The 23,430-nt window shown below is 37.4% G+C and carries 22 protein-coding genes; 15 read left to right on the top strand and 7 right to left on the bottom strand.

The window, feature by feature from the left end; genetic code table 11:
- Positions 1 to 30: 30 nt before the first annotated feature.
- The gene (locus tag ABMA76_RS13020; protein WP_392911721.1) at positions 31 to 1,329 is read left to right on the top strand and encodes an inosine/guanosine kinase; all 1,299 of its coding nucleotides are present in this window, start codon (positions 31 to 33) and stop codon (positions 1,327 to 1,329) included.
- Positions 1,330 to 1,340: 11 nt separating this feature from the next.
- Here ABMA76_RS13020 and pyrF read toward each other — a convergent pair whose 3' ends face one another.
- Genes pyrF through ABMA76_RS13005 form a run of 3 tightly spaced genes read right to left on the bottom strand, consistent with a single transcriptional unit; the run spans position 1,341 to position 7,420 of the window.
- Positions 1,341 to 2,012 (bottom strand): orotidine-5'-phosphate decarboxylase, encoded by a 672-nt coding sequence (gene pyrF / locus ABMA76_RS13015; RefSeq protein WP_392911719.1) that lies wholly within the window; start codon positions 2,010 to 2,012, stop codon positions 1,341 to 1,343.
- The gene (carB, locus tag ABMA76_RS13010; protein WP_392911717.1) at positions 2,005 to 6,453 is read right to left on the bottom strand and encodes a carbamoyl-phosphate synthase large subunit; all 4,449 of its coding nucleotides are present in this window, start codon (positions 6,451 to 6,453) and stop codon (positions 2,005 to 2,007) included. The genes pyrF and carB overlap by 8 nt, the downstream gene beginning before the upstream one ends.
- Positions 6,431 to 7,420 (bottom strand): aspartate carbamoyltransferase catalytic subunit, encoded by a 990-nt coding sequence (locus tag ABMA76_RS13005; protein ID WP_392911715.1) that lies wholly within the window; start codon positions 7,418 to 7,420, stop codon positions 6,431 to 6,433. Before ABMA76_RS13005 ends, carB begins: the two co-directional genes overlap by 23 nt.
- A 113-nt stretch (positions 7,421 to 7,533) precedes the next feature.
- On the opposite strand from ABMA76_RS13005, the gene ABMA76_RS13000 reads away from it, so the two are divergent.
- From ABMA76_RS13000 to ABMA76_RS12975, 6 genes are read left to right on the top strand one after another with little or no spacing between them, the layout of a single operon-like run.
- Positions 7,534 to 8,571: a hypothetical protein gene (locus tag ABMA76_RS13000; protein WP_393061803.1), complete on the top strand. Its 1,038-nt coding sequence runs from the start codon at positions 7,534 to 7,536 to the stop codon at positions 8,569 to 8,571.
- 1 nt (position 8,572) lies between these two features.
- Complete coding sequence (locus ABMA76_RS12995) at positions 8,573 to 9,526, top strand: HAD-IIIA family hydrolase (protein ID WP_392911710.1); 954 nt, start codon at positions 8,573 to 8,575, stop codon at positions 9,524 to 9,526.
- Positions 9,527 to 9,559: 33 nt separating this feature from the next.
- The gene (locus ABMA76_RS12990) at positions 9,560 to 9,976 is read left to right on the top strand and encodes a hypothetical protein (RefSeq protein ID WP_392911708.1); all 417 of its coding nucleotides are present in this window, start codon (positions 9,560 to 9,562) and stop codon (positions 9,974 to 9,976) included.
- A gap of 12 nt (positions 9,977 to 9,988) precedes the next feature.
- On the top strand, positions 9,989 to 10,945 hold the full coding sequence (locus ABMA76_RS12985; protein WP_392911706.1) for a lipoate--protein ligase: 957 nt from the start codon (positions 9,989 to 9,991) through the stop codon (positions 10,943 to 10,945).
- Between the two features lie 15 nt (positions 10,946 to 10,960).
- Positions 10,961 to 11,308 (top strand): Crp/Fnr family transcriptional regulator, encoded by a 348-nt coding sequence (locus ABMA76_RS12980; protein WP_392911704.1) that lies wholly within the window; start codon positions 10,961 to 10,963, stop codon positions 11,306 to 11,308.
- Positions 11,309 to 11,324: 16 nt separating this feature from the next.
- Positions 11,325 to 11,684 (top strand): Crp/Fnr family transcriptional regulator, encoded by a 360-nt coding sequence (locus ABMA76_RS12975; protein WP_392911702.1) that lies wholly within the window; start codon positions 11,325 to 11,327, stop codon positions 11,682 to 11,684.
- Here ABMA76_RS12975 and ABMA76_RS12970 read toward each other — a convergent pair.
- The 4 genes from ABMA76_RS12970 to pgsA form a co-directional block, all read right to left on the bottom strand.
- Positions 11,681 to 12,241 carry a leucine-rich repeat domain-containing protein gene (locus ABMA76_RS12970; RefSeq protein WP_392911700.1) on the bottom strand — a complete coding sequence of 187 codons (561 nt, stop codon included), beginning with the start codon at positions 12,239 to 12,241 and terminating at the stop codon, positions 11,681 to 11,683. The two genes, ABMA76_RS12975 and ABMA76_RS12970, sit on opposite strands and share 4 nt — an antisense overlap.
- Before the next feature lie 29 nt (positions 12,242 to 12,270).
- A complete protein-coding gene (panD, locus tag ABMA76_RS12965) occupies positions 12,271 to 12,615 on the bottom strand; it encodes an aspartate 1-decarboxylase (protein ID WP_021267374.1) in 345 nt (114 codons plus the stop codon).
- Positions 12,616 to 12,696: 81 nt separating this feature from the next.
- On the bottom strand, positions 12,697 to 13,890 hold the full coding sequence (gene serB, locus ABMA76_RS12960; protein WP_392911698.1) for a phosphoserine phosphatase SerB: 1,194 nt from the start codon (positions 13,888 to 13,890) through the stop codon (positions 12,697 to 12,699).
- Between the two features lie 13 nt (positions 13,891 to 13,903).
- On the bottom strand, positions 13,904 to 14,557 hold the full coding sequence (gene pgsA / locus ABMA76_RS12955) for a CDP-diacylglycerol--glycerol-3-phosphate 3-phosphatidyltransferase (RefSeq protein WP_392911696.1): 654 nt from the start codon (positions 14,555 to 14,557) through the stop codon (positions 13,904 to 13,906).
- 111 nt (positions 14,558 to 14,668) lie between these two features.
- Between pgsA and ABMA76_RS12950 the strand changes: the two genes are divergently transcribed.
- The 8 genes from ABMA76_RS12950 to ABMA76_RS12915 all read left to right on the top strand — a co-directional run bounded on the left by ABMA76_RS12950 (position 14,669) and on the right by ABMA76_RS12915 (position 23,429).
- Complete coding sequence (locus ABMA76_RS12950) at positions 14,669 to 15,388, top strand: PilZ domain-containing protein (RefSeq protein WP_392911694.1); 720 nt, start codon at positions 14,669 to 14,671, stop codon at positions 15,386 to 15,388.
- A gap of 115 nt (positions 15,389 to 15,503) precedes the next feature.
- Complete coding sequence (gene glpX / locus ABMA76_RS12945) at positions 15,504 to 16,457, top strand: class II fructose-bisphosphatase (protein WP_392911692.1); 954 nt, start codon at positions 15,504 to 15,506, stop codon at positions 16,455 to 16,457.
- 29 nt (positions 16,458 to 16,486) lie between these two features.
- Positions 16,487 to 16,918 (top strand): type II toxin-antitoxin system RatA family toxin, encoded by a 432-nt coding sequence (locus ABMA76_RS12940; protein ID WP_392911690.1) that lies wholly within the window; start codon positions 16,487 to 16,489, stop codon positions 16,916 to 16,918.
- A gap of 7 nt (positions 16,919 to 16,925) precedes the next feature.
- A complete protein-coding gene (locus tag ABMA76_RS12935) occupies positions 16,926 to 17,249 on the top strand; it encodes a hypothetical protein (protein WP_392911688.1) in 324 nt (107 codons plus the stop codon).
- A complete protein-coding gene (locus ABMA76_RS12930) occupies positions 17,246 to 17,878 on the top strand; it encodes a YggS family pyridoxal phosphate-dependent enzyme (RefSeq protein WP_392911686.1) in 633 nt (210 codons plus the stop codon). The genes ABMA76_RS12935 and ABMA76_RS12930 overlap by 4 nt, the downstream gene beginning before the upstream one ends.
- A 166-nt stretch (positions 17,879 to 18,044) precedes the next feature.
- Entirely contained in the window at positions 18,045 to 19,001 is a 957-nt protein-coding gene (locus tag ABMA76_RS12925) for an isopenicillin N synthase family dioxygenase (protein ID WP_392911683.1), read from the top strand.
- Positions 19,002 to 19,190: 189 nt separating this feature from the next.
- The gene (locus tag ABMA76_RS12920) at positions 19,191 to 20,984 is read left to right on the top strand and encodes a hypothetical protein (protein ID WP_392911682.1); all 1,794 of its coding nucleotides are present in this window, start codon (positions 19,191 to 19,193) and stop codon (positions 20,982 to 20,984) included.
- Between the two features lie 27 nt (positions 20,985 to 21,011).
- Positions 21,012 to 23,429, top strand: coding sequence for a hypothetical protein (locus ABMA76_RS12915; RefSeq protein ID WP_392911680.1), 2,418 nt, complete (start codon positions 21,012 to 21,014; stop codon positions 23,427 to 23,429).
- The last annotated feature ends 1 nt before the right edge of the window (position 23,430 follow it).

The following is a 23,430-nucleotide window of genomic DNA, read 5'->3' as shown; positions in this document are numbered from 1 at the left end:
ATTTTTGACTACATTAGTTTAGGATTATTTATGAGATTTCCAGGTAAGAGAAGATCAAAGCATTACTTCCCAGTAAGTGCCAAGGGTCGACTTTCTTTTGAGACAGATTTTAACCGCAAAGAGAATGTTTATATCGTTGGTATCGATCAGCTTCTTGTTGATATTGAAATTGATGCTTCATTTGAATTATTAGAAGAGTTTAACCTTAAGGCCGGTGAGTCTTATGTACTATCTGATAAGGATGTTGAAGACCTTTATCAACGCTCATATGAAGAAGGCCGAATTCTTGGTCAATATGCTGGTGGCGCGGTTGGAAATACTTTACATAATTACTCGGTGTTGTCAGATGATCAGTCTTTTGCACTTGGAACAATTTGCGAAACAATAAAGGTTGGAGACTATGCCTTTAAATATATCTGCAGCACTTCTTCTAAAGTAGATTTTAGCTATCTTCAGCCATGTGCAGGTCAGATGGCCAGAGCAATGTGTTTGATTACTCCTGACAAGGAGAGAACCTTTGCTATTGGAAAGGGGATCATGAATCAGCTTACAGAAGAGTTTATTCCTGATGATCTTATTAAAAACTCAAGCGCCTTACTCGTGACGGCCTTTCTTTTAAGGGATCGTAATGCTCCTTTATATAAAGCAACTCTTAAGGCCGTAAGTATTGCCAAAGAAAATGAAATACCAGTTGTTTTTGCTCTTGGGACAAGCTCTCTCATCGAAAGTGATAAAGATTTTTTCAAAAACTTTATCAGAGAAAATGTAAATGTCTTAGCAATGAATCGTGATGAGGCCCAGGCATTACTTGGTATTGATGACCCGTTATTAATCGGAGAGTCGATTTTAGACCATACTGATTTAGCTTTGATTACAGATGGGGAAAGGGGTCTCTATATTGCTTCTTGGGCGTGTGAAACAAAGGCCCGTGAAACAAAAGATAAACTTCACTCTAAGTCGATTGAAAATTATAATAAACTTGAATACTCACGCTCTCAGTTAAAAGCCGATTGTAGTAGACCGGTTAAGATATATTCTCATATTAATCCATTTATGGGTGGACCTGAGAATATTGAAAATACAAATGGTGCAGGGGATGCAGCGCTTTCTGCAATCTTGCATGATATAGCGGCAAATGTTTATCATCAAAAACTGCTACCTCATTCGATTAAGCACGATGGTAAGTATTTAACGTATTCTTCAATTCACCAACTATGTAAATATGCAAATCGCACCAGTTATGAAGTTCTAAAACAGAAATCTCCTAGACTCTCTCATAACCTTCCGGTTAAGGAGCAAAGTCTAGAAGAAAGTTATTGGGAAATGTAAGTATATTTTTTCTAAGGAAAGAGGTTTTCTCGTAAAACCTCTGGGTTCTTAGTAATAGGTCTTCCTACAACTAGATAATTTGCACCCGCTTTCATGGCCGCATCAGGTGTCATGACCCTTACTTGATCATCGTGATTATTATCAAGTCTAATCCCAGGTGTTACTTTGGTAAAACTTAGAGTATTACCTTCAAAATCTTTAACAATCTCTAAATCAAGTCCTGAACAGACTATTCCTCTAACACTTGAGGCAGCAACTTCGCTCAATAAGCTTTTTAATGCCTCTTTATGAGAGCGTCCCCAGATATTTGGTATTTCATCTTCTGAGTGTGAGGTAAGAATCGTTACTGCTAGTATTTCACAATTGGGGATGATTTTGGAAATACTCTCTTGTGCAAAATCTAACATCTTTCTTCCGCCGGTTGCATGAACTGTAAGAAAGCGAATATTTAGACCTTCAAGTGCCGCACAGGCCTTTGCTACAGTTGTTGGAATGTCATGTAGTTTAAGGTCTAAAAATATTTGAACTTCAAATTTTTGTGTTAGTTCTTTTACAAAATCTTGTCCATAACGCAGATATAATTCTAGGCCTACTTTTACATTTTTAATTTGTGGATAAGCTGACAAGAGGTCGAAAACCTCCTGTCTATTCATACCGTCAAGGGCAACAAATGTTTTATCCATTTGTCATCTCCTGTAGACTTACTGGTGTTGACTGTGTTGAGTTGGCCGCGATGATCGCTTTACAGACGGCATTGATATTTTCAATTCTTGTGAAACAAGGAACCGCGTACTGGATTGCCGTATTTCGGATGAATTCACCATCGGATTGAGATCGTCCTTGATTTAGTGGTGTATTTAGAACCATGGCCAGATCGTCATTTTTAATGGCCTCAAGCATGCCAATATTAGAAGCATCATCGGCCAGCTTGTCCACGAGAGTGGCCTTTATCGCACATTCTTTATTTAGAAAATTGTAGGTACCTTTTGTGGCAAAGAACTTAAAGCCTAAAGAGTCTAGCTGTTTAATATTTTGAATGAGTTGCTCATCATCTTTTCTCGCTAATGAAATGAGAACAGATTTCTTAGTAAGAAGGTCTGGGTAGTTTCCAAGATATGACTTAATCATAGCAAGGTCAGGGTTCTTGTCGATACCAAGTGTTTCACCAGTTGACCTCATTTTAGGGCCAAGAATAATTGAGTCTTGAACAAAGCGATCAAATGGGAAAGTCGATTGTTTAATGATTTTATAATCACTTTCAAAATTGTGATGGTTTTCTATTTCTTTACCAAGTAAGGCCTTCGTTGCAATGGCCGCAAGGTTGACGTCATAGGCCTTTGATAGGAATGGAATTGTTCTTGAACCTCTTGGGTTGGCTTCTATGCAGTAGATTTCGTCATTTTTAAGCGCAAATTGAAAATTAATTGGTCCCGTTATTTTCATTGTGTTGGCCATATCTGTTGCAAGTTTTCTCATTTTTTCAACGATCTCTGGACGTGCCTTTACCGGAGGCGAAATCATCCCTGAATCCCCTGAGTGAACGCCTGCATATTCAATATGCTCACAAATCGTGAAAACTGTATTTCCATCTTTATCACGAATAAGATCCACATCATATTCAAGTGCATTAGAAATATAATTTTCAACTTGAAATGCGATTGTATTTTCATGAAGTGATTTAAGAGTTTCTTCGGGAAGGTTTTCTAGATCTGCAGGCCCTTCAAAGATAAACATACTCTCTCCACCAATAACGTAACTTGGCCTGATAATCACTGGATAGCCAATTTCTGTAATGGTATTGATAAGATTCTTATAGCCTCTAACTTCCTTTGATGTTGTATGAGCAAGATCAATTTCTTTGGTCAAAAGATCAAATCTCTTACGATCTTCAACACTGTCTAATAGTTCTAGGCTTGGACCTAGGAAGTTAAACTCTTGGTGTTTTGTTCTAAAAGGTGCTTCTAAGTGGGCACGGATATTTATTCCAGTTTGGCCACTAAAAGACGTGATGACATGATTTGGATTCTCAAAAGCAAGAATCTCGTAAAGGTCTTCAGAAAAAAGTGGTGTTAAATAAAGTCTGTCTGAACTGTCATAGTCGGTTGAGACTGTTTCTGGATTTGAGTTAAGAAGAATCGATTTAATTCTTTGCTCTTTTAATTCCATTGCGCTTTTTACACATGAATAGTCAAATTCAATTCCTTGACCTATGCGGTTTGGTCCTGAGCCAAAGATGGCACAGCTTTCTTCCTCGATTCTTTGGACATCATTAAACTGTGTATAAGTTGAGTAGAAGTATGGAGTAAGGGCGTTGAACTCACCTGAGCATGTGTCTACGGCCTTAAAAACAGGCCTAATTCCTGATGTGATTCTCTTGTCTAGAATTTGTTCTTGGCTTTGCCCTGATAGAAGGGCAAGGTACTTATCTGAGAAACCTTGCTTTTTAAACTCATAAAGTTCTTCGTTATTATCTAAGATTTGCGTATCTTGTTTTAGTTTTAATTCCTTGTCTAGAAAGCAAACCATTTGGTCAATGAACCATGGTGTAATGGCACTAACTTCGTGAATCTTTTGTGGAGTAATACCAAATCTTAATGCCTCTAGAACAGTTAGAAGAGATAGCTCTCTTTGATTCTTAAGTCTCTCAAGTAAGTAATCTTCAGTAATAGGATAAGGAGTTGTCTTGAGTTGCTCTAAACTTGGTATCTCGAGTCCTTGTTCAGTTGCTCTTAGTGCTTTCATAAAGGCTTCGTTGAAGCTTCCTCCTAGGGCGAGGACTTCACCGACAGAGCGCATTTGTGGGCCTAAAATTTGAGAGCTAGAAGGAAATTTATTAAATGGGAAAATTGGTATTTTGATTGCCACATAATCGAGTGTCGGTTCAAATGCCACCGGTGAGATACGTGTGATATCATTTAGAATTTCAAAGAGTGTTAGGCCAACGGCAAGTCCTGCAGATATTTTAGCAATAGGGTAGCCTGTGGCCTTGGAAGCTAGGGCCGAGGAGCGAGATACACGAGGGTTCATCTCAATGACAACAATATCATTCTCATCTTTTGGGTTTACGGCAAATTGCACATTGGCCCCTCCGGCCACGACATTCATGTGTTTTGCAATATTAAGAGACATTGTTCTTAGTTGTTGGTAGCAATGGTCTGAGATTGTTTGCGCAGGTGCAACTGTGATTGAGTCTCCGGTATGAATTCCACATGGGTCGACATTCTCGATTGAACAGATCACAACTCCGCAACGATTTTTATCAACCATAACTTCGAGTTCTAGCTCTTTCCAGCCTAGGAGTGACTTTTCCATTGTTATTGGGAATTTAATGTCACTTGAAGACAGGGTTTTGGCGAGCTCTTCAAGGTTGTGAACAAGGGCCGCGCCTTTTCCACCCAGTGCAAAGTCTCGTCTAATAATAAGCGGAAATTTTACTTGATTATCAGCTAGCTCTAATGCGTGTTCAAAGCTTTTGGCACTAAACCTCTTTCCTGATTTGTAACCCAATTTATCGAGTTCCTTTGCAAAGAGTTCGCGATCTTCTGTTTTCTCGATTGTGTCAATATTTGCACCTAAGAGTGCAACACCGTTATCTTTTAGGAAGTTTTCTTTTTCTAGATCAATACACATATTTAGTGCTGTTTGCCCTCCCATCGTGGAAAGAACGGCATCTACTTTTTCTTTTGCGATGATTTTTTTAATCGTCTCTTTTGTGATTGGTTCAATATAAGTACGGTGACTCATATCTTTATCAGTCATGATAGTGGCAGGATTTGAGTTTAGAAGAACAACTTCAAAGCCTAGCTCTCTTAGTGACTTAAGGGCCTGTGTTCCACTGTAGTCAAACTCTGATGCTTGGCCAATTTTTATGGGGCCGGATCCAATTAGTAGGATTTTCTTATATGGAGAGCTTAGTTTTCCTTCGTGATATTTTGGAAGCTCCTTAATTTCTTCAACTAAAATTTCTTTCGCACCATTTTTTAGAAAGTCTCTGATTTCGCTAAAAAAGACTGCAGCATCTTTTGGGCCAGGATTTGACTCTGGGTGAAATTGAACACTTCTAATTCGGGAGTCATAACTTCTTAGTCCCTCGAGTGAACGGTCAAATAGGGAAGTATATTCACAAAATAATTTTAATCCAAATTCATTCTCTAGTCTTTTCTTCTCAAATGATTCTTTTTCAATAGCGTAGCCATGGTTTTGACTTGTGATAAGTAGGTCTTGGTTATAGTGTGAATAGACTGGGTGGTTGGCCCCTCGTTGTCCAAAAGGAAGCTTGATCGTTTCCATTTCACATGCCAGGCCAATTAGTTGGTGGCCAAGACAAATTCCGCGAATTGGAATTTCTGTTTTTAGCAACTCTTTTATAGTTTTGATCTCTTGTGTATAGAGCTTTGGATCTCCTGGCCCATTTGATAAAAAGACCATCCTTGGTCTATAATCCTCAACTTCATGTGCTGGCGTATTATGTGGTACAACCACAAGTGGGTGTCCTAAATTTTTTAAGTAATCAACAATGGCCTTTTTGATTCCGTAGTCGATGACAACGATTGGATTTTCTCCACTAGTGATAATTTTCTTTTCCTTAGATGACACTTTTGAAAGATCATTACATTGAAGTTCTTGCTTGGAAAAGTCTGGTGCATGTTCTGATGTTGTAATGAGGCAACGATGATCCTTGGATTTACAAGATAGGTACTTCGTAAGTGCTCTTGTGTCCACATCACTAATCAGGGGGAGCTCACAATTTTCTAGGAATCTATTATATGAGAAATTTCTTGCGATTAAACTTGCTGCGTATGGTTTGTTTGAGTTTAGGCCTTGAGAAACTTCTTCGTTAAAATCATAATTCCCAACATGGGCGGTTGTGTAGATAATATGTTGGCCGAGAAATGATGGATCCGTGGCCGTTTCTTGATAACCTGTCATTCCTGTCGTAAAGGCCGCTTCTCCAAATATACCATTTTGTAGACGAGGATCGTTTGGCTGGAGATTTATATAGGCTTTGAAAATTGTTTGATCTGGAAAATGAAGGAAAATAGGAGTCGTTTTAAGAGATTTTTGAAAGAGTAATTCTTGAGATTGAGATAGGAATGTATGCCTATCTAAATTTGCTTTCGTCATTTTCCGTCAGTCCTTTTAGTGCAGAGATTTTATTATAGCGAGCACCGATTTTAGTGTCGCCATTAGTTATCATGGCCTCGATTATTGCCATGCGAATATAAATTGAGTTTTCTACTTGTTTATGGGCCATCCAAAGATCTGAATTAACTATTTCGCTGTCTACTTCAATTCCAATATTGGCAGGTCCTGGATGGAAGATTGGAGCGACTTTTCCAACACTTAAAAGGCGCTCAACATTTATTCCCCATTGCTGATTATATGTCGACATATCAAAGCTTTCCTCATGTCGTTCATTTTGAATTCTTAATAGATAAATCGCATCTGAGTTTTTTAATGTTTCTTCGAGGTCATCACTCAATTTGATGAGATGATTTGAAGGTAAGTGAGAAGGCATAAACTCTTTTGGCCCACACAGAGTAATTTCCATTCCAAATAGTGGTAAGAGATCCATCAGTGAATGAGTAACTCTTGAATGTGTGCAGTCACCAACGATACAGATTTTTTTTCCGGCCAGCTCACCTTTGAAATATTCTTTGAGAGTAAATAAGTCCAAGAGTGCCTGTGTCGGGTGTTGATTAGTCCCGTCACCACCGTTAATAATTTTAATCGGTGGGTAGTTCTTAAATTGTTCCAGTAGTCTTGTCTCTGTCGTGCGTACAATACATATATCTATTCCTTGATAGAAGAGAGTTAGTAGTGTCTGCTCCAGTGATTCACCTTTCTTTAGCGATGATTTCTCGGCGTCAAAATTGATATGGATCCCTTCAAGCTTTTTGATGGCCATTTCAAATGATAATTTTGTTCTAGTAGAGTTCTCAAGAAAAGATGTTGCGACTGATATTTTTCTTTTAAGGGGAAGTCTGGCCGGGGAACCTAATTTAAGTTCCTGGGCGCGGTGGAGGAGTTGCTCAACTTGCTCGCGGTTTAAATCTTCTATTCCTTCCAGAATAGATGGAAATCCAATCATGACATTCCAGTAGTGTTGAGATACATTTATTGAAGAAAGAATAATAAAGAGAAACTCACTTGGCCACAAAAAAAATGATATTTTTTTATGTGGTATCGAGTTAAGGAAATTAAGTGTCTAAAAGCTCAGGCAAGAATCAATTCATTAATAATTTCAAAGAAATTCATAATCGCACCCAACTTGAAGCTTTGAAAAATGAGATCAAAGGGAATCTCTTTGAATTTCTCGTTGCTAAAGAGATTTCTGTTTTAAACAAGATTGAAGCTAATTATCTTAAGAATATTGATCGTGAACTTTTGAAAATGATGCGTGAATATGAAAGTTGGTTAAGGCTTCATGCTCGTACTCTTTTGGGTGAGTTGCCGAAGCTTGCTAGGGAAATGGCCAGCTCGATTAATGAAAATATTAAGGGAAGTATCACGAATATTACAGTTGTAGGAAAATTGAGTGACCACCTTATTAAGTCTCAATTGCATGAAGCGGATATTGTCGCACAGGTTCTCTATAATGGTGAAGCACGTATTATTCCTATCAGTTTAAAACTGGTTAAGAGCGGGGCCAATATTACAACAAAGTCGGCCGGGGCCAAGAGTATTTTGCAAAAGTACTTTAAATCTTATTCTGATATTGATTTCACTCAGCACACTTTAAATGAGTATATTGATCAAGAGTTTTCTCATTTTAATAAGAAACTCTACGAACGCTATGATTTAGAATACTGTGGCCGCTTTGATTCACAGTGGGAAATGACTCAATTACCAGGCGAATTAGTAGGTGCGGACCGTGAGGATTTATTTGAGCTTTATCGAAGTCTTATTAAGCACTATCACAATATATTTACGGGACTACTTGAAAAAGATAAGGATAAATTTATTTCTTCCTTATTGCCACTAATGGGCCTTGGAAATAAAGATGTTGTTCAGGGTATATGTTTTTATAAACACAACACATATAAGTTAGATTTTTGTCATGTTGTCAATTATGCTCAGGCCGCTAATATTTCAATTTGTGAGCTCAACCCAGAGATTTCATCTTTTAATATTGAAATTGAAAAAGATAAGTTACAGATTCGTGTAAAGCCTATGAATAAATTCACGGCCCCATCGTATAAGATTAATTGTTCGATGAAATTTGATTACAAAAAGGATTAATATGTTTGATATCGTTCTATGCCAAAGAGATCTTGAAGAAATAAAAAAATGCTTTGGCGGCACTAGTAACTTTGAAATTCATGAGTTTGAAGGGGACTCTCAATTGAGAGGATTCTTAAATGATGGGAAAACAGTTCTTTTAATTACAACTAAAAGTAGTGTGAAGCCAGACTTATTTAATCTCTATCAGATGCCAAAAAATGGTAATTGTGAATACTATTATTTGTCTAAGTTAAACCTCAATGGAGATGAGCTCGAAGCATGTGAGAAGTATTTTCCAGAAGTAAGAGATATTTCTGTATGTGCAGATTACTATAGTGCAGGTGGAGTCTTTTATATTGATCAAATCGATCCGGTAGGTATGCCTAATTTTACGAAAGAAGTTATGCCTGTTCTGAATCGCTACTTTAGCGTAGATGATTATAAAGAAGCCTTATTTTTAGATCGCGATGGTGTTTTAAATATTGATCACTCGTATGTTCATAAGACTTCTGAGTTAGAGCTCGTCGCTGGTGCTTATGAATTTCTCTTAGATGACTATAATAAGAAAAGACTTAAAGTCGTTCTCACTAATCAGTCAGGTGTTTCAAAGGGGATGTTTGAATACACTGATGTCCAAAAATTTAATGCAGCTTTAAATGAATCACTTCATCATTTAATCGATGCTTTCTATATCGCTCCGTTTGAGTTCACTAAAGGTGTTGGCCAGTATAAGTATCACTCTCTTTTAAGAAAGCCCCATCCTGGTATGCTTCTAGAGGCATGTTTTGATTTCGCTATCGATCTAAAAAAATCATATATGGTAGGGGATAAAATTAGTGATCAACTTAATTTTCCTCTTCTTGAAACGATTCATCTTAAGAATCGCTATCCACTCGATGGCGTGAAGTATTTGGCGTCTAATTTTGAAGAAGTATTAAAATTTGCTAAGTCGTTGCCAAATAAGACAAATTGAGTCAAAATAGCAGCTATGTAAAAGGAATTACATATGAAAGCAATAGACTCGATGGGCCTAGTGAAATTAACTTTAATTTTTGCCCTTTTTATAACATTTTTTACTTCTAATACTTTTGCTCGTCCTCTTTTGAGTTCTGAACTAGAGCTATCTCGTCAGTTAGATTCTCTTAGAGAGCAAAGTAGAGAATATATCTCTAATATAAGTTCTCGAACTAATGTGAAAGAGCTTCCTATATCAAAATACCTTTCTTTTGTTATCTTAAAAAATGGTTGTGCACCATTAGAGCAAACGATTGAAGAAATTGAACTTCAAGATGAGTCCTTTCCTGATCAAACTAAAGGGCTACACGAGAAGCTTAAGCTCTGTCGAAAATCAACGCGTGCTCTTAAGGAGTTTGATGTAAGTGAGATTGACTCTAGTGTTACTCAGCGATTAAGTGAGGAATGATAAATTCAACTCATGAACTCTCATTCAATTAAATTCTACTATATTCACTCAACAAACCCTTATGTTAATTTGGCTTTTGAAGATTATCTCTTTCGTAAGCATCAATTAGAAAATAGTCAGGAGCAAATTCTCATTCTCTGGAAGAGCGCTCCAAGTATTGTTATGGGAAAGTTTCAAAACCCATGGCTAGAGTGTCAGGTAAAGAAGATCAGAGAGCTAGGGATTAATCTGGTTAGAAGGCAAAGTGGTGGCGGATGTGTTTATCACGATCTTGGGAATATGAATTACTCATTTATTAGTCCAAAGTCTTCTTATGATAAATCCAAGAATGCATCCATTATAGTTGATGGACTTAAGTCTTTAGGGATTAATGCTTTTGAGAATCAGCGACATGACCTTAGACTCCTCCATCATGATGTTGATTATAAGATCTCTGGTTGTGCTTTTAAAGAAACGAAGCACAGTGCCCTTCATCATGGCACGCTCCTTATTGATGCTAATCTAAACCAATTAAATGAGCTGCTTCGTTCAAAGCTCACTGCTGAAGCTGCAATGGGTGTAAAGTCTGTTCCTTCAAAAGTGATAAACTTAAAAGAAGTTAGTGCTGAAGTTACGGAAACTTTAATTGTCGACTCTATTAAGCACTCCTTTGAAGTAAGTTATAATTCTAAGAGTGAATCCTTTGAGTTAACGGAACAGGAGATTTGCTCTACTGAATCTTTAATGGAGAAGATTCAAGCTAATATGAGTTGGGAGTGGATATATGGGGCAACACCTAAATTCTCTTTCAAATGCGGGCAACACTTGGTTACTGCCAAGTATGCTAAAATCATCGCCTGTGGGCCAGAAAATCCTTCTTTGATTGATCTAATTGTCGACAAGGATTATTATTTAAATAGACACGATCTTAAGTTGACTGAACAGCAGAGTGAATTTGTCGAGCAATGTCATCGTATTCTCTTTGTTTAAACACTCGGAGCTCAAATGAGAGAAACAATTCATATTATTCCCGGAGAGGCCATTATCAACGAAGGCGAAGACAGCAATTGTATGTATCTCTTGAAAGAGGGGACCCTTGCTGTGTTTAAGAAAATAGATGGTAAAGATAAGCAAATTGGAACGATCTATAGTGGTGAGTTTGTAGGTGAAGTAAGCTTTCTTGATAAGAGAGAGCGTTGTGCTACCGTGAAGGCCATTACGGATTGTGAACTTGAAATTTTTGATGCTCAGAAGTTTAATGAGTTCATTGAATCAAGGCCCAAGTGGTTGCAGAGTATGATGAAGACTCTGGCCGATAGGCTTCGATCGACTAATGAAAAAATAAAAGTATAATGAAGAGGTTTTAAAGATGAGCGGTCCAACAAATTTATTCATTAATGCTGATCAGTATCTTATTCGCGAAGGGGATGATAGTACTGAAGTTTATATCCTGGAAGAGGGAACTCTTGGTGTCTTTAAAGTAAGAAACGATCAGGAAGTTAAGATAGGAACGATCTTTCCTGGAGAGTTAGTTGGAGAGATGAGCTTCTTTGATGGTGGCCCTCGCTGTGCTACGATTAAGGCCCTGACAAATTCTAAACTTATTGTTATTCCTTCGGTGAAATTCGAAACGTATCTATGTAAGCAGCCTAAATGGTTTCGAAATCTACTAGAAACTTTAATCGATCGCATTCGTAAGGCCTCTAGTCGAATTAGACCAGAAGTTTAGCTATTTTTTAATTTTCTAAAATTATAGAGATTCTCATCTGAAATCATATTATGATCACACGATAGATGGTGAAGACTCTCTAGATTTGCTAAGACTCGAGGAACTTCTTGGAATTGATTATTATCGATATTTAGACGCTTAAGGGATGTAAGCCACTCAAACTCATTTGGGAGAGTTTCTAATTGGTTATTTTGTAACTCAAGAGATTCGAGACTGCTTTGTTCACAACACCAACTTGGAACTGTGTTAAGGTTACAATTTGCTAGTTGGAGAATCTTTAATTTTTGAAGATCACTTGCTGCCATTTCGTGAAGATCACTTAGACCTTTAAGCTTTAAAACGACAAGATCTTGAGCATTTTTAAGAGTTAGGAGGCACTGTCCATGTATCCCATCAGCATAAATATAGAGCTTCTTTAAAGCAGTGAGCTCACTGCAGTCGACTTTTATATGACATGTGTGCTTAGCAGAGATTTCAAGTGTTTCTAGTTTAGAATATTTAGCAATATCCTTGCTGGCATCGAAAATATCCTGCTTTTTACTTAGCTTGATCAACATGCCACTATTGTAGCATAAGCTTTAAAAATTTAGAGGTATTGAATAAACTTATTATTCTTATCGACTAAGATTTGTTTTGGCCTGATATCTTTTTGATCAGTCATTTGAAAGCCGATAATAATAACTTCGTGACCTACGTTGATAAGGTGGGCCGCTGCTCCATTTAGGCAGATCTCTCCTGAACCACGCTCACCTTTGATAACATAAGTTTCAAGTCGTGCTCCATTTGTATTAGAGACGATGAGAACCTTTTGTCCTGGCCATAAGTCCACTAGTTCTAATAGCTCTTCATCAATCGTGATCGAGCCGATATAGTTTAGGTCGGCCTGTGTAACCACGGCCTTGTGAATTTTTGATTGTAACATTTCACGCATAAGAGCTTTTTATCAAATTAGTCTTGGCCCGCCAATGAAAAATTAAGCTTTTGTTAACTCGTTCACTACTTTTGACAATACTTATTGTTTTGATTCAGGTCCTGGTATGCCTAAAAAGTACAAGATTGATGTCATTGGCCCATGACTCATGTGATTTTGGGCATTTTTGCGCACGATGTCTTTAGCGTGGAAAGCGATACCTAGTCCGGCCTGTGCTAGCATTGGCAGATCATTTGCACCGTCTCCAATGGCAACAACTTGTTCAAGAGAGATATTTTCTTGCTGTGCAATTAAGTTAACGAGAACCGCCTTCTGGTCTGCGTTGATAATGGTACCCTTTACGCGACCAGTAAGTTCTCCACCTTCAATTTCTAATTCGTTAGCAAAGGCGTAGTCTAGATCTAATTTTTCTTTTAGATGATTAGCAAAGTATGTGAAGCCACCTGAGATGACGGCAACCTTATAACCATATTTTTTTACTGTGCGTATAAAGTCTTCAACTCCATCTGTAAGTGGAAGCTTCAAGGAAATATCTTGGAGAGTTTTCTCACTTAAACCTTTAAGGTGAGAGACTCTTTCAATTAGAGATTGATTAAAGTCGATTTCTCCATTCATGGCCCTTTCGGTGATCTCTGAAACCATGGCCCCTATGCCGTGAACCTTGGCAAGCTCGTCAATAACTTCGGCCTGAATAAGAGTTGAGTCCATATCAAAGACAATCAGCCTCTTTGATCTTCTAAAAACGTCATCACGAATAAAGGCAATATCTGTATGATGATCATTACTTATATTTAGTAGATCAGATTTTATTTTATTTAAAGCGACCTTCTCTGGAACATCTGTTAGAACTTCAAGAGAGTTAAAGCCTTCTTTGGATACATTATCAATACGATAAATATTTATTCCGTTGATGGCCAAGCATTGGGCAACATCTGAGATGAAGTCTGCTGAGATCTTCTTAGGTGCGACGCAATTTAGAATAAAGCTATTATATGGTGTTTTGTAGGTTGTCTCTTTACCGATAATTGAATACTCAAGCTTGAGCCCCATCTCGTGTGCAGTAAAGAGTAGTTCTTTTAAAACATTTTGATTTTCATTTTTCTCTTTTCCCACTTTGATGACAAAAGAAAGTGAAAGTAAATTATGTGTGATGGCCTGATTAATATCTGTTATGTCTGTTTTATTGTCACTGATAACCTTCATCAGACTTGCAGTAATACCAGGGCGGTCTTGTCCTGAAACAGTAATTATGATTTCTTTTAAGCTATCTTCCATGATGATTAATCCTTTACTTTTTTTTTCGCTCTTTTCGGACCTCTGAAATTTTCTTAAAAAGGCCAAAGGTATAAACTAGGGCCGAGAAGACAGAAAAGACGAATGAAAGGTAAATGAGTATTGTTCCCACTAGAGGAAAAGAAAAGCCAAATGGTTTATCCCAGGCCATTAGCATTGGAATGGCCATCATTTGAAATGTTGTCTTCCATTTACCAAGTTGGTTAACACTCACTTTTAGGCCTTTTTCCATCGCTAATAAACGTAGTGCCGTCATATACATTTCACGTAAAACAAGAACAATGACAACAATCACGTTGACGCGATCAAGGGCCTGTAAAAGAATAAGGGATGAAACAACGAGGAATTTATCTGCGATTGGATCAAGGAATGAACCAAAGACAGTAACAATATTTCTTTTTCGGGCAATATAACCATCAAAGAAATCTGTTACAGAGGCCAGCACAAAAGTCCAAGCTGCAATATAGCCAAGTGTTCTTACTGTGGCCTTAAAAATATTTTCTTCGAATAAACAGAGGTAAAGAGTCAGACATATAACTGGAATAAGTGCGACACGAAAAATAGTGAGGCGGTTTGGTAGATTATCGATTTCCCATTCGCTGAGGATTTCTTTTTGTGAGACTGTATTTTGCGTATTTTTTTCTGACATATTTACTCAATGAAGATTTTTCCTATTTATTAAACTTTAAACCTTCGGCCCATAAACGTCTATAATAATTAACATAAATTACTTAAATCGAATAAAAGGATAACTCGAGTTATGAAAAAGCATCTCAATCTTATTAAGACAGGTCACCAATCTATTGAAAAACGCGTATTTCCACGTTTTCCGTTCAGTTACTTAGTTTTTAAAAGAGAAGATAATTCAAAAAATTATCAAGTTCGAGATATTTCATATGGTGGAATGAGCCTGACACTAACTGATGGTGATATGGGAGCACAGATGGATGAAAATTTCTCTGGTGAGATCCACTGGTATGACCAAAAAGTAAAAGTGAAATGCCAAGTAAAAAGAGTTGAAAAAGACAACCTTGGTATTGAGTTCATTAAAGATGATATCTTCGATAAAACCTTATTAAATTTTCTTTCTATAGCAAATGTGTCGAAAAATCTTAGGCCAATTCACGAATACGATGAGCAACTTGAGCTACCAGGAGGCCTAAAGACATGGCTTCGTTGTGATGGGCCATTTGAAATCTTTATTTGGCATCATAGAGATGGCGAAATTTCTAAAATCCAAATTCTTATGATGGATTCTATTCTTGAATGGACTGACGGTGAAGGGATTCAAACTGGGAAGGTTCTCAATGTAAGAAGCTCTGATAAGCCATTAACTCATGAAGAAGAATTCGAGTTCTTAATTGATACTCCAGTTGATCAAGACCGTTTAGACTTTGCTCGTGAATTAGTAGCGAACGTTCCAAAGAATCTCATTTCTGAAAGTGATCTTGAGTTTCTAACGCGAAAAGTTATTGGTTAATTTCTACTGAATAACATATTAGCTAGATTAAATTATTTATTTCAAAACGAAGCTTTTCAATTGAAGTTTAACTCCTTAAAATAAAGCGAAATGTTTTGAATTAAAAGGATTGATAATGAATAGAAACCTCGCTTTGGAATTTGTAAGAGTAACTGAAATGGCCGCTATTAGCTCAGCTAGGCTAATGGGACGTGGTGACGAAAAGGCCGCAGATCAGGCCGCAGTCGATGCGATGAGAACGATGCTTGATTCTGTTGATTGCGACGCTACTGTTGTTATCGGTGAAGGTGAGCGCGATGAAGCTCCAATGCTCTACATTGGTGAAAAAGTTGGTTCTGGTCATGGGCCTGAACTTGATATTGCCCTTGATCCACTTGAGGGAACGACAGTTTGTGCAAACGGTGGTTGGAACTCAATTGCTGTTATGGCCATTGCTGAAAAAGGAAACTTTCTAAACGCTCCTGATACTTATATGGAAAAAATTGCGGTTGGTCCTGAAGGAAAAGGTCTAATCAATATTGACGATACTCCAGCAGAGAATTTAAAGAGACTTGCTGAAGCTAAGAAGTGTCGTATCCAAGATCTAACGGCCGTCATTTTAGATAGGCCACGCCACGAAGAATTAATTAGACAGGTAAGAGATGCGGGTGCACGTATCCAACTTATCGGTGATGGTGATGTTTCAGCTGCAATTGCTTGTTCTGAACCAGATAGTGGAATTGATATTCTTTTTGGTATAGGTGGTGCTCCTGAAGGTGTTATCGCTGCAGCTGCTCTTCGTTGTATTGGTGGAGACTTTCAAGGAAGACTTAAGCCAAGAAATGACGAGGAAATCGCACGTGCTAAAACAATGGGAATTGATGATATTAATAAGATCTATACAATCGACGAGTTAGCTTCTGGTAATGTTATGTTCTGTGCAACTGGTGTTACTGATGGAAGTTTTCTTAATGGTGTAAAATTCAAGTCATGGGGAGCTGTGACGGAATCAATCGTTATGAGAAGTCAGTCGGGAACAATTAGAAGAATTACTGCTGAACATCGTTTTGATACAAAACCGCGCTACTAAATATTTGATTAAATACAAGGAAGTTGATTATGGCCAAGGCAAGCCGCACTGAAGTTTTTGATATTGATATTAATAAACTATATGACGTTATTGTTGACTTTGAATCATACCCAGAATTCGTTTTAGGTGTTAATGATATCAAGGTTCATGATATGACTGATGAAAGTGGTGTTGTTGAATATTCAATTGATATGATTAAAAAATTAAATTACCACCTTGATATGAAAATGAGCAGACCTAGTAAGGTTGCTTGGACATTTAAAAAAGGTGATCTTTTCAAAATAAATGATGGTGGCTGGGATCTAAAGGATCTTGGTGATGGTAAAACTGAGGTAACTTATAGTTTAGAAATTGAAGTGAAGGGATTTATTCCTGGATCGAAAATGATTGTTAATAAGTTAACTGAAACTTCTCTACCATCAATGATGAAGAGTTTCTACGAGCGTGCAAAGGGTCTGTGAGTCAATCATGAGCGAGTCTAAGAAAACAGATAAATCAGATGGAATTTTAGGTGATACGATAAAGAAAGTTGTCTCAATTGGTATTGGGGCAGCTTTTATGACTGAGGAATCAGTTAAGAAAGTTTTAGATGATCTACCACTACCTAAAGATATTGTTTCTGGGCTCGTGACTAATGCTAAGAAAACTAAGGAAGACTTTGTTGTTTCTGTCCGTGAAGAACTTCGTAATTACTTAAAGAATGTTGATCCAAAGACTATCGTTGAATCAATCCTTGAAGATTATGAGATAACTGTAAGCTTCAAAAAGAAAGAAGATAAATCTGAAAAATGATCTCTGAAAATTATCAAAAAATAGTCTCTCAAGTAGGCGACAAGAATAAGCTCTTGGCCGTGACAAAATATAGTGAATTCGAAGATATAAAAACAGTCTATGACTTGGGCCATCGCGACTTTGGTGAGAATCGAGTTGAGTCTCTTATGCCCAAGGCCCAAAAGGCCCTAGAGCTAGGTCTCGATGATATTAGATGGCACTTTATTGGGCATATTCAATCAAATAAGATTGCAAAGATTTGCAAAGTTCCAAATCTTAAAAGTGTTCAGTCCCTTGATAATTTAAAGCATATGCGTCTTTTTAATGAAAAGCTTAGTTGCGCCTGTGACTTCTATATTCAAGTCAATACAAGTGGTGAAGAGCAAAAGGGAGGGCTTTGGGAGCTTGAGTCTGTTAGAGACTTCATTAGCGAGGCCAAAGAGCTAAGTCATATTCGAGTCGTGGGCCTTATGACCATGGCCGCGGCACAAGGGCCTGCCCCTCGTGAAAGTTTTCAAAAATTAGTTGATATACGTGATGCTATTGATAAGAACTTAAAATTATCTATGGGCATGAGCGGCGATATGGACGATGCCCTTGAGCTTGGTAGTGATTGCATTCGCGTTGGAAGTGCAATTTTTAAGGGATAATTATTGTATCCTTACTATCTAATTTCTAAAATCTATACTCTATCTATTTGTAATTACATCCTATATTAGCTTAGGCTTATAACTAGCATTATTGACTTTAATTTATGCGAGCTGTAATTATTTTTTATCAACTTATTTAAACCGACTTGAACAATGGAGAGTCATTATGAGTACAGCAAATAATAATGAAAGAAAGGTTCCAGAACTAAGCCTAACTTCTTACACACAAGGCTCAACTGCTGAGCAGATTAAATTTGTGGACGAATTAATGTATGGCCTTAAAGAGTACGGTTTTATTATTCTTGATAACCACACGGTTGATCAGAATAAAGTTGATGAGGCCTATGAGATGGTTAAAAAGTTCTTTTCTCTACCTGTAGAAACAAAGCTTAATTACCAAGGCCAAAATGGTGGCCAACGTGGTTACACTCCGTTTGGAATGGAGCACGCAAAAGATAGTAAGCACCCAGACTTAAAAGAATTCTGGCACGTAGGGCGTGAACTTGCTGCAACTTCACAATACAAGGGTGTTTACCCTGAAAATATTTGGCCGGCAGAAGTTCCAGGTTTCAAAGAGAAATTCCTTTCTCTATATGAATCAATGGATGCTACAGCTAATATTCTTCTTGAGGCAATCGGTAAAGGTCTAGATGTTCCAGAAGGCTTCTTTTCTGAGATGGTAAATGATGGTAATTCAATCCTAAGAACAATTCATTATCCACCAACAACTGGTCACGATACAACAAATTCAATCAGAGCTGGTGCTCATGAAGATATTAACCTTATTACAATGCTAGTCGGTGCGACTTCATCAGGTCTTCAACTTCTTGATCGCGATGGAACTTGGCTAGATGTTGACTCAAAGCCTGGACAACTTGTTGTTGACTCAGGGGATATGATGGCAAGACTTACAAATAATGTACTTCCTGCTACTACTCACAGAGTAATCAACCCTGATAATTCTGGTGAAGAAAGATACTCAATGCCATACTTTGTACACCCACACTCAAAAGCGTCTCTTGCATGCCTAGAAAGCTGTGTTGGTGAAGGTAAGAAGTGGGAAGATATCACGGCAGGTGACTTCCTAAACCAACGTCTTAGAGAAATTGGTCTAATTAAGTAAAGAAATGGTTGGGGAACCAGAACAACAATATTACGAGTAATACGATTTTCTAAAGGCCTCGCTTCGCGAGGTCTTTTTTTTTCTGATGTTCACTTATTATCTGTATGTCTAAATAGTGAACACTTTCTAGTCTCTAAATGCTTATAATTTAATCAAGGGTAGTGGCACTAGCTTTGCATATTAATTGCCATGCTATACCTAAAGAAAACGACTTTATTAAAGTTTGTCTCAATTCTTTTATTTAATCTCGTGATTGTGGCCTCTCCTACAACAGAGTTTCACCGCGAAATTCTTTCCATGAAAAGGGCCTCATCAAAAGTACTTTCACGTTTAAGAAGTATGTCCAGAGTTAATCACTCTGAGTTTCGTCGAGATGAGTACACTTCAGCGTATTATCAATTTGAAAATATTCATACGGCAATTAAGAAATTTCATAAGAGGGTTTTAAAGAAGGGGCAATTAGGTCGCGATAAAAATGGTGAGTACTCTGATGAGCTTGCTTATAAAGAAACTCAAGACTTTATTAAGTACCTTGATAGCTTGATACCTATTTTTGTAAAAACCAAAGGCCATGATAAATTGCCTTCATCTCGTAAGATCCTTGTTTCACAAATTTCTGCTAGTGCCATTGCTCTTGTTGAATACTTAAAAGAAGAAGATATTTATGTCCAAGTTTCACGCTCATTACATAATATTGCAAAGACCTATCAGAAGCAGCAGGAATTTATAGCGCAAAAAGAAGAGCTCTTAGCTGACTTCTATGATGCTCAGGATGAGTTAGAAATTTCAATGACAAAAATGATTGATCACCTGTCCCAATTTATTAGACGCAACCATATGTCTAATCATGATCGTCGTCATGAGCGCTACACAAGGTCATCTTATGATTACCTAAAGCATAGAAAGATTTTTAATGAAGTCGAAGATATGCTTGAAGATTTTGATATTAATGATGAGGCCAAGTTTATAAGGCTTACACAGCTTGTGTCAGAAACTAGACAGTTAGTAAATCTTACAAAGACCAATACAAAAAATGCTCGCATCCTCCTCTCTCGTGTATACAAGGCGTTCAACTTATTTTCTTTAGAGGCGAAAAACCTAAATAGTAAATTAGTTGTTACAAGGCTTGATCCAACACTTGGGCTTAAGGAAACTGAGTATAAATTTTATCGCGCTACACAGGCGTGTTCTTTACTTGGAGGCCCAGGCAATATTCTTTTAAGAAGATCAATCGAGAGCGATATCGACTTATTTGAAGATTTTAGCCCTCGTACTTCAGGAGCGATCAAGCTTATTGAGTTTTTAAAATTTAACGATCGAAGCCTAGAGTTTAGACATGCTGAGATTATTACAGAAATAGAAAGAGATACTCGAATCAACACAATGGGATTTTACCCTCTAAGTTTTAACTGGGGTAAAGATGAAGAAGATAAGATGCCTCCATTTGTTGAAATTAAAAAAGGGTATCGTAAGTGTCACTCAGATGGCTGTGATACATATGATGACTACCGCACAAATTTTGCTTGGCTAAGAGTGAATGAGAAGAGTGCAAAGAAGATGACTCGTCGAAAAGAGAAGGCCTTAAAAAAGGTCGAAAATAAAGAAGACTATGGAAAGCTAGGCGTATGTTCGGATTTTGTTAACTGGGCATTTGGGAATGTGATTACTTCTAATTGGAATCAAATCCCAATCGTAAGAAATCTGATTCAAATTATCTATCCGCCAGAAGGACTACAAACGCCGGACAATCTCTATGACTCATATAAGACAGATGTCATTTGTGAGGTGGAACGAAGAAAACTTAAGTACCCACACTATGTGAATGCTCATCACTTAAAAGAGCAGGTATTAAGAGACTTGAATTCGCAAAATGTCGCTATTAGTAATCATGCGAAGAAGACATTAAATGAATTAATTAAGAAAAATATAATGGATAACGAATTAAATTTAAACTATGACGTTATTAATTTTGAAACAAAATAAGAACAAAGACGAAAAGGAGAGAAGAGAATGAACAACAAAAAACAAAAACTTCTAGTTGCCGCGTTTTTAATGACGCAAGCACCTGCTGTTATCGCAGGTTATTACAATTCTTCAATCGAAGGTATTTCTCTAGATGGTATCTATACGCCAGAGAACCTAAGTAATATTTCTAAAACTGTTTGTAAAAAAGTTTATGATGATCCAAATATGGACAAAGAACACACTCAAATGTGTGAGCGTGGTGTTCAGTCTGCTCAGCGTATGGCCGCTGTATATGCTGCTGGTGAAGGGACGCACCTTGGTTGTGTTGATGGTTATCAACAAGGTCTTTACCGTGGTTTCAATATGACTTCAAATCCTTCTGTTGATATCCTAAGAGAGGAACAACGTGCACTTAAGGGTGTTACGATTGAGAACGCTGTTGCTCTTGGAAAAGATAAAGCAGCAAAAGATTCACGTTACTCAACTGAATCAGAAATCATTTCTCGCTTCAGAGATAATGTTAGAAATGATGCTTCTCAGGCCGTTACTGCTCCTTCAAAAGACTATTCAGATGTACTTGAAGTTCCTCGTTTCGAAGGTTTCAATGATGGATATGCAAGAGATGGTAAAGGTGGATCATTCAGTGATGTAATTAACGCTGGTTGGGTTTCGTCTTCATCTGCAATTGGAAAGAGAATTCATGCTCGTGCAGTCGCTAGACAATTTGGTCTTAGATCAAGTCTAGCAGATAAGTGTTCTTCAACACCTATTTTATTCGATAAAGGTCTTCACACTGTTTCAATGTGGGATTTATTCTCTGCATATGGAGAGTATAACTTTAAAGACTATGGTTGGAAGTCGACATCACGTGCATGGAATAAGTTCAAGGCATCTGATGAGCAAGAGGCCATTGCTTATCGTAATATTCAAGATGTTAAGGAAGCCTACCAGTATAAAATTGGTTACCACCAAAAAAGAGTCATCGTTGAAGTTGATGTTCTTGATGCTAATGGACAACCGACTGGGGAAAAAGTACCTAAGAAAGACGCCAACGGACAATATGTTTATGAGGAAGTTGATGATTTAAACCGTCCAATCTTTGAAACACGCTACCGTACAGTTTCAGGGAAATCTGCACAAGACCTGAAAAATGTTTACGCAGACGCATTCTCTGAGTCATACAGAAACCTTGCAAAAGAACACTTTGGTAAGGCCTTCGTATCAACACATACTATGGCACGTAACCTTGGTGAAGACTCAGGTAAGGCCGTAGGTCTAATTGTTGCTCGTGATCTTGCAAAACAACAAGCGTATGATGAAGTTTACAAGGCCCAATCTGCAACTTCATTTGCAAAAGAATATGAAAATTTATTTGTCTCTTCTTGGAATAAGAACTTTGATTATTTTGTAAATAATCCAATGGTTGAGATTACTGGTTTCGATCTATCAGGTGATGGAAATGGAATCTTTACAAGAGGTGAGTCACTTAAGTCAGTTCTTGGACTTAGAAACTTAGGTCTTAAGTCTGGAAATATCAAAGTTTCTCTTGATTCTTCATCTTTTGAGGCAGGTTCAGCACGTTCAGAATACGTAACTGCTCCAGCTTCACTTAACTTTACTCATAAGTCTGCAAGTGCTCAAGGTAAGCTTTCAAATAACCTAAGTGTTTTTGATTCAGCGTTCCTAGTTGTTAGTATCGACGGCAGCGATATTAAGAAAGTTTACGAACTAAAGAGTACAGATTCTAAGAGAATTGAGATTCTTGATGTCGCTCCAGTTTATCAAGCAGATACTCGTATCAACTCTGTTGTAGCTGGTGATGCGACAGTATTTGTAACAGTGAAGAACCCATCAAACTCAGAAACTTCATCATCTGTTGATATCTCTGTGGCAATGAATGATGGTAAGACTTATACAGCAACAGCTTCTGCTCTGAAAGCAGGTGAGTCTAAGAGAGTTCCAGTTCGTGTAACAGGACTTGATCCACTATTCATTATCAATCAGGGCCTTTCTGGTAAAGCAACATCTAAAGTTGCTGGAAGAGTAATGAACTCACGTGCAACATCTCGTGATAGTGTTGACTTTGATAGAGCAGTTGCAGATTACTTTAACTCAATCCTAACTAATTCAACAACTAACTTTGGTGATGATGGTTATAAAGAAGATCGTGTTGAAACACTAATTTCAATCATCTTAACTGCTACTGAAAGACAAATCGATACTGATTGGGATAGTAATTCAAGAGTTGCTAATACGATGATCGGTGCTCTTCAAAAAGAGTACAAGGCATCAGCAGCAGCTGGAAAGCTTAATGAAGAAGCAAAAGAGACTTATAAGACTTTAGCTCAAGAGCTTGAAGGATTATATGATGATACTTTTGGATACAAGGATTATGTAAATCAACTTAAGGTATTCAACGGTGATCTTGAAACTCGCTCAAAGAAAGATCGTAAGAAAGATTAAT

This window comes from Halobacteriovorax sp. ZH5_bin.2 (genome assembly GCF_043196375.1).
Lineage (GTDB): Bacteria > Bdellovibrionota > Bacteriovoracia > Bacteriovoracales > Bacteriovoracaceae > Halobacteriovorax_A.
This window is presented reverse-complemented; position numbering and strand designations above follow the sequence as displayed.

Excerpts from the sequence above, each read along its gene's own strand:
- ABMA76_RS12970 (WP_392911700.1), bottom strand. The coding sequence starts at position 12,241 with ATGTTGATCAAGCTAAGTAAAAAGCAGGATATTTTCGATGCCAGCAAG.
- ABMA76_RS12975 (WP_392911702.1), top strand. The coding sequence starts at position 11,325 with ATGAGCGGTCCAACAAATTTATTCATTAATGCTGATCAGTATCTTATT.
- pyrF (WP_392911719.1), bottom strand. The coding sequence starts at position 2,012 with ATGGATAAAACATTTGTTGCCCTTGACGGTATGAATAGACAGGAGGTT.
- ABMA76_RS12980 (WP_392911704.1), top strand. The coding sequence starts at position 10,961 with ATGAGAGAAACAATTCATATTATTCCCGGAGAGGCCATTATCAACGAA.
- ABMA76_RS12915 (WP_392911680.1), top strand. The coding sequence starts at position 21,012 with ATGAACAACAAAAAACAAAAACTTCTAGTTGCCGCGTTTTTAATGACG.
- ABMA76_RS12920 (WP_392911682.1), top strand. The coding sequence starts at position 19,191 with ATGCTATACCTAAAGAAAACGACTTTATTAAAGTTTGTCTCAATTCTT.
- ABMA76_RS12940 (WP_392911690.1), top strand. The coding sequence starts at position 16,487 with ATGGCCAAGGCAAGCCGCACTGAAGTTTTTGATATTGATATTAATAAA.
- ABMA76_RS12990 (WP_392911708.1), top strand. The coding sequence starts at position 9,560 with ATGAAAGCAATAGACTCGATGGGCCTAGTGAAATTAACTTTAATTTTT.
- glpX (WP_392911692.1), top strand. The coding sequence starts at position 15,504 with ATGAATAGAAACCTCGCTTTGGAATTTGTAAGAGTAACTGAAATGGCC.
- ABMA76_RS12930 (WP_392911686.1), top strand. The coding sequence starts at position 17,246 with ATGATCTCTGAAAATTATCAAAAAATAGTCTCTCAAGTAGGCGACAAG.
- ABMA76_RS13005 (WP_392911715.1), bottom strand. The coding sequence starts at position 7,420 with ATGATTGGATTTCCATCTATTCTGGAAGGAATAGAAGATTTAAACCGC.
- ABMA76_RS12985 (WP_392911706.1), top strand. The coding sequence starts at position 9,989 with ATGAACTCTCATTCAATTAAATTCTACTATATTCACTCAACAAACCCT.
- panD (WP_021267374.1), bottom strand. The coding sequence starts at position 12,615 with ATGCGTGAAATGTTACAATCAAAAATTCACAAGGCCGTGGTTACACAG.
- carB (WP_392911717.1), bottom strand. The coding sequence starts at position 6,453 with ATGACGAAAGCAAATTTAGATAGGCATACATTCCTATCTCAATCTCAA.
- ABMA76_RS12935 (WP_392911688.1), top strand. The coding sequence starts at position 16,926 with ATGAGCGAGTCTAAGAAAACAGATAAATCAGATGGAATTTTAGGTGAT.
- ABMA76_RS12925 (WP_392911683.1), top strand. The coding sequence starts at position 18,045 with ATGAGTACAGCAAATAATAATGAAAGAAAGGTTCCAGAACTAAGCCTA.
- ABMA76_RS12995 (WP_392911710.1), top strand. The coding sequence starts at position 8,573 with ATGTTTGATATCGTTCTATGCCAAAGAGATCTTGAAGAAATAAAAAAA.
- ABMA76_RS12950 (WP_392911694.1), top strand. The coding sequence starts at position 14,669 with ATGAAAAAGCATCTCAATCTTATTAAGACAGGTCACCAATCTATTGAA.
- pgsA (WP_392911696.1), bottom strand. The coding sequence starts at position 14,557 with ATGTCAGAAAAAAATACGCAAAATACAGTCTCACAAAAAGAAATCCTC.
- serB (WP_392911698.1), bottom strand. The coding sequence starts at position 13,890 with ATGGAAGATAGCTTAAAAGAAATCATAATTACTGTTTCAGGACAAGAC.
- ABMA76_RS13020 (WP_392911721.1), top strand. The coding sequence starts at position 31 with ATGAGATTTCCAGGTAAGAGAAGATCAAAGCATTACTTCCCAGTAAGT.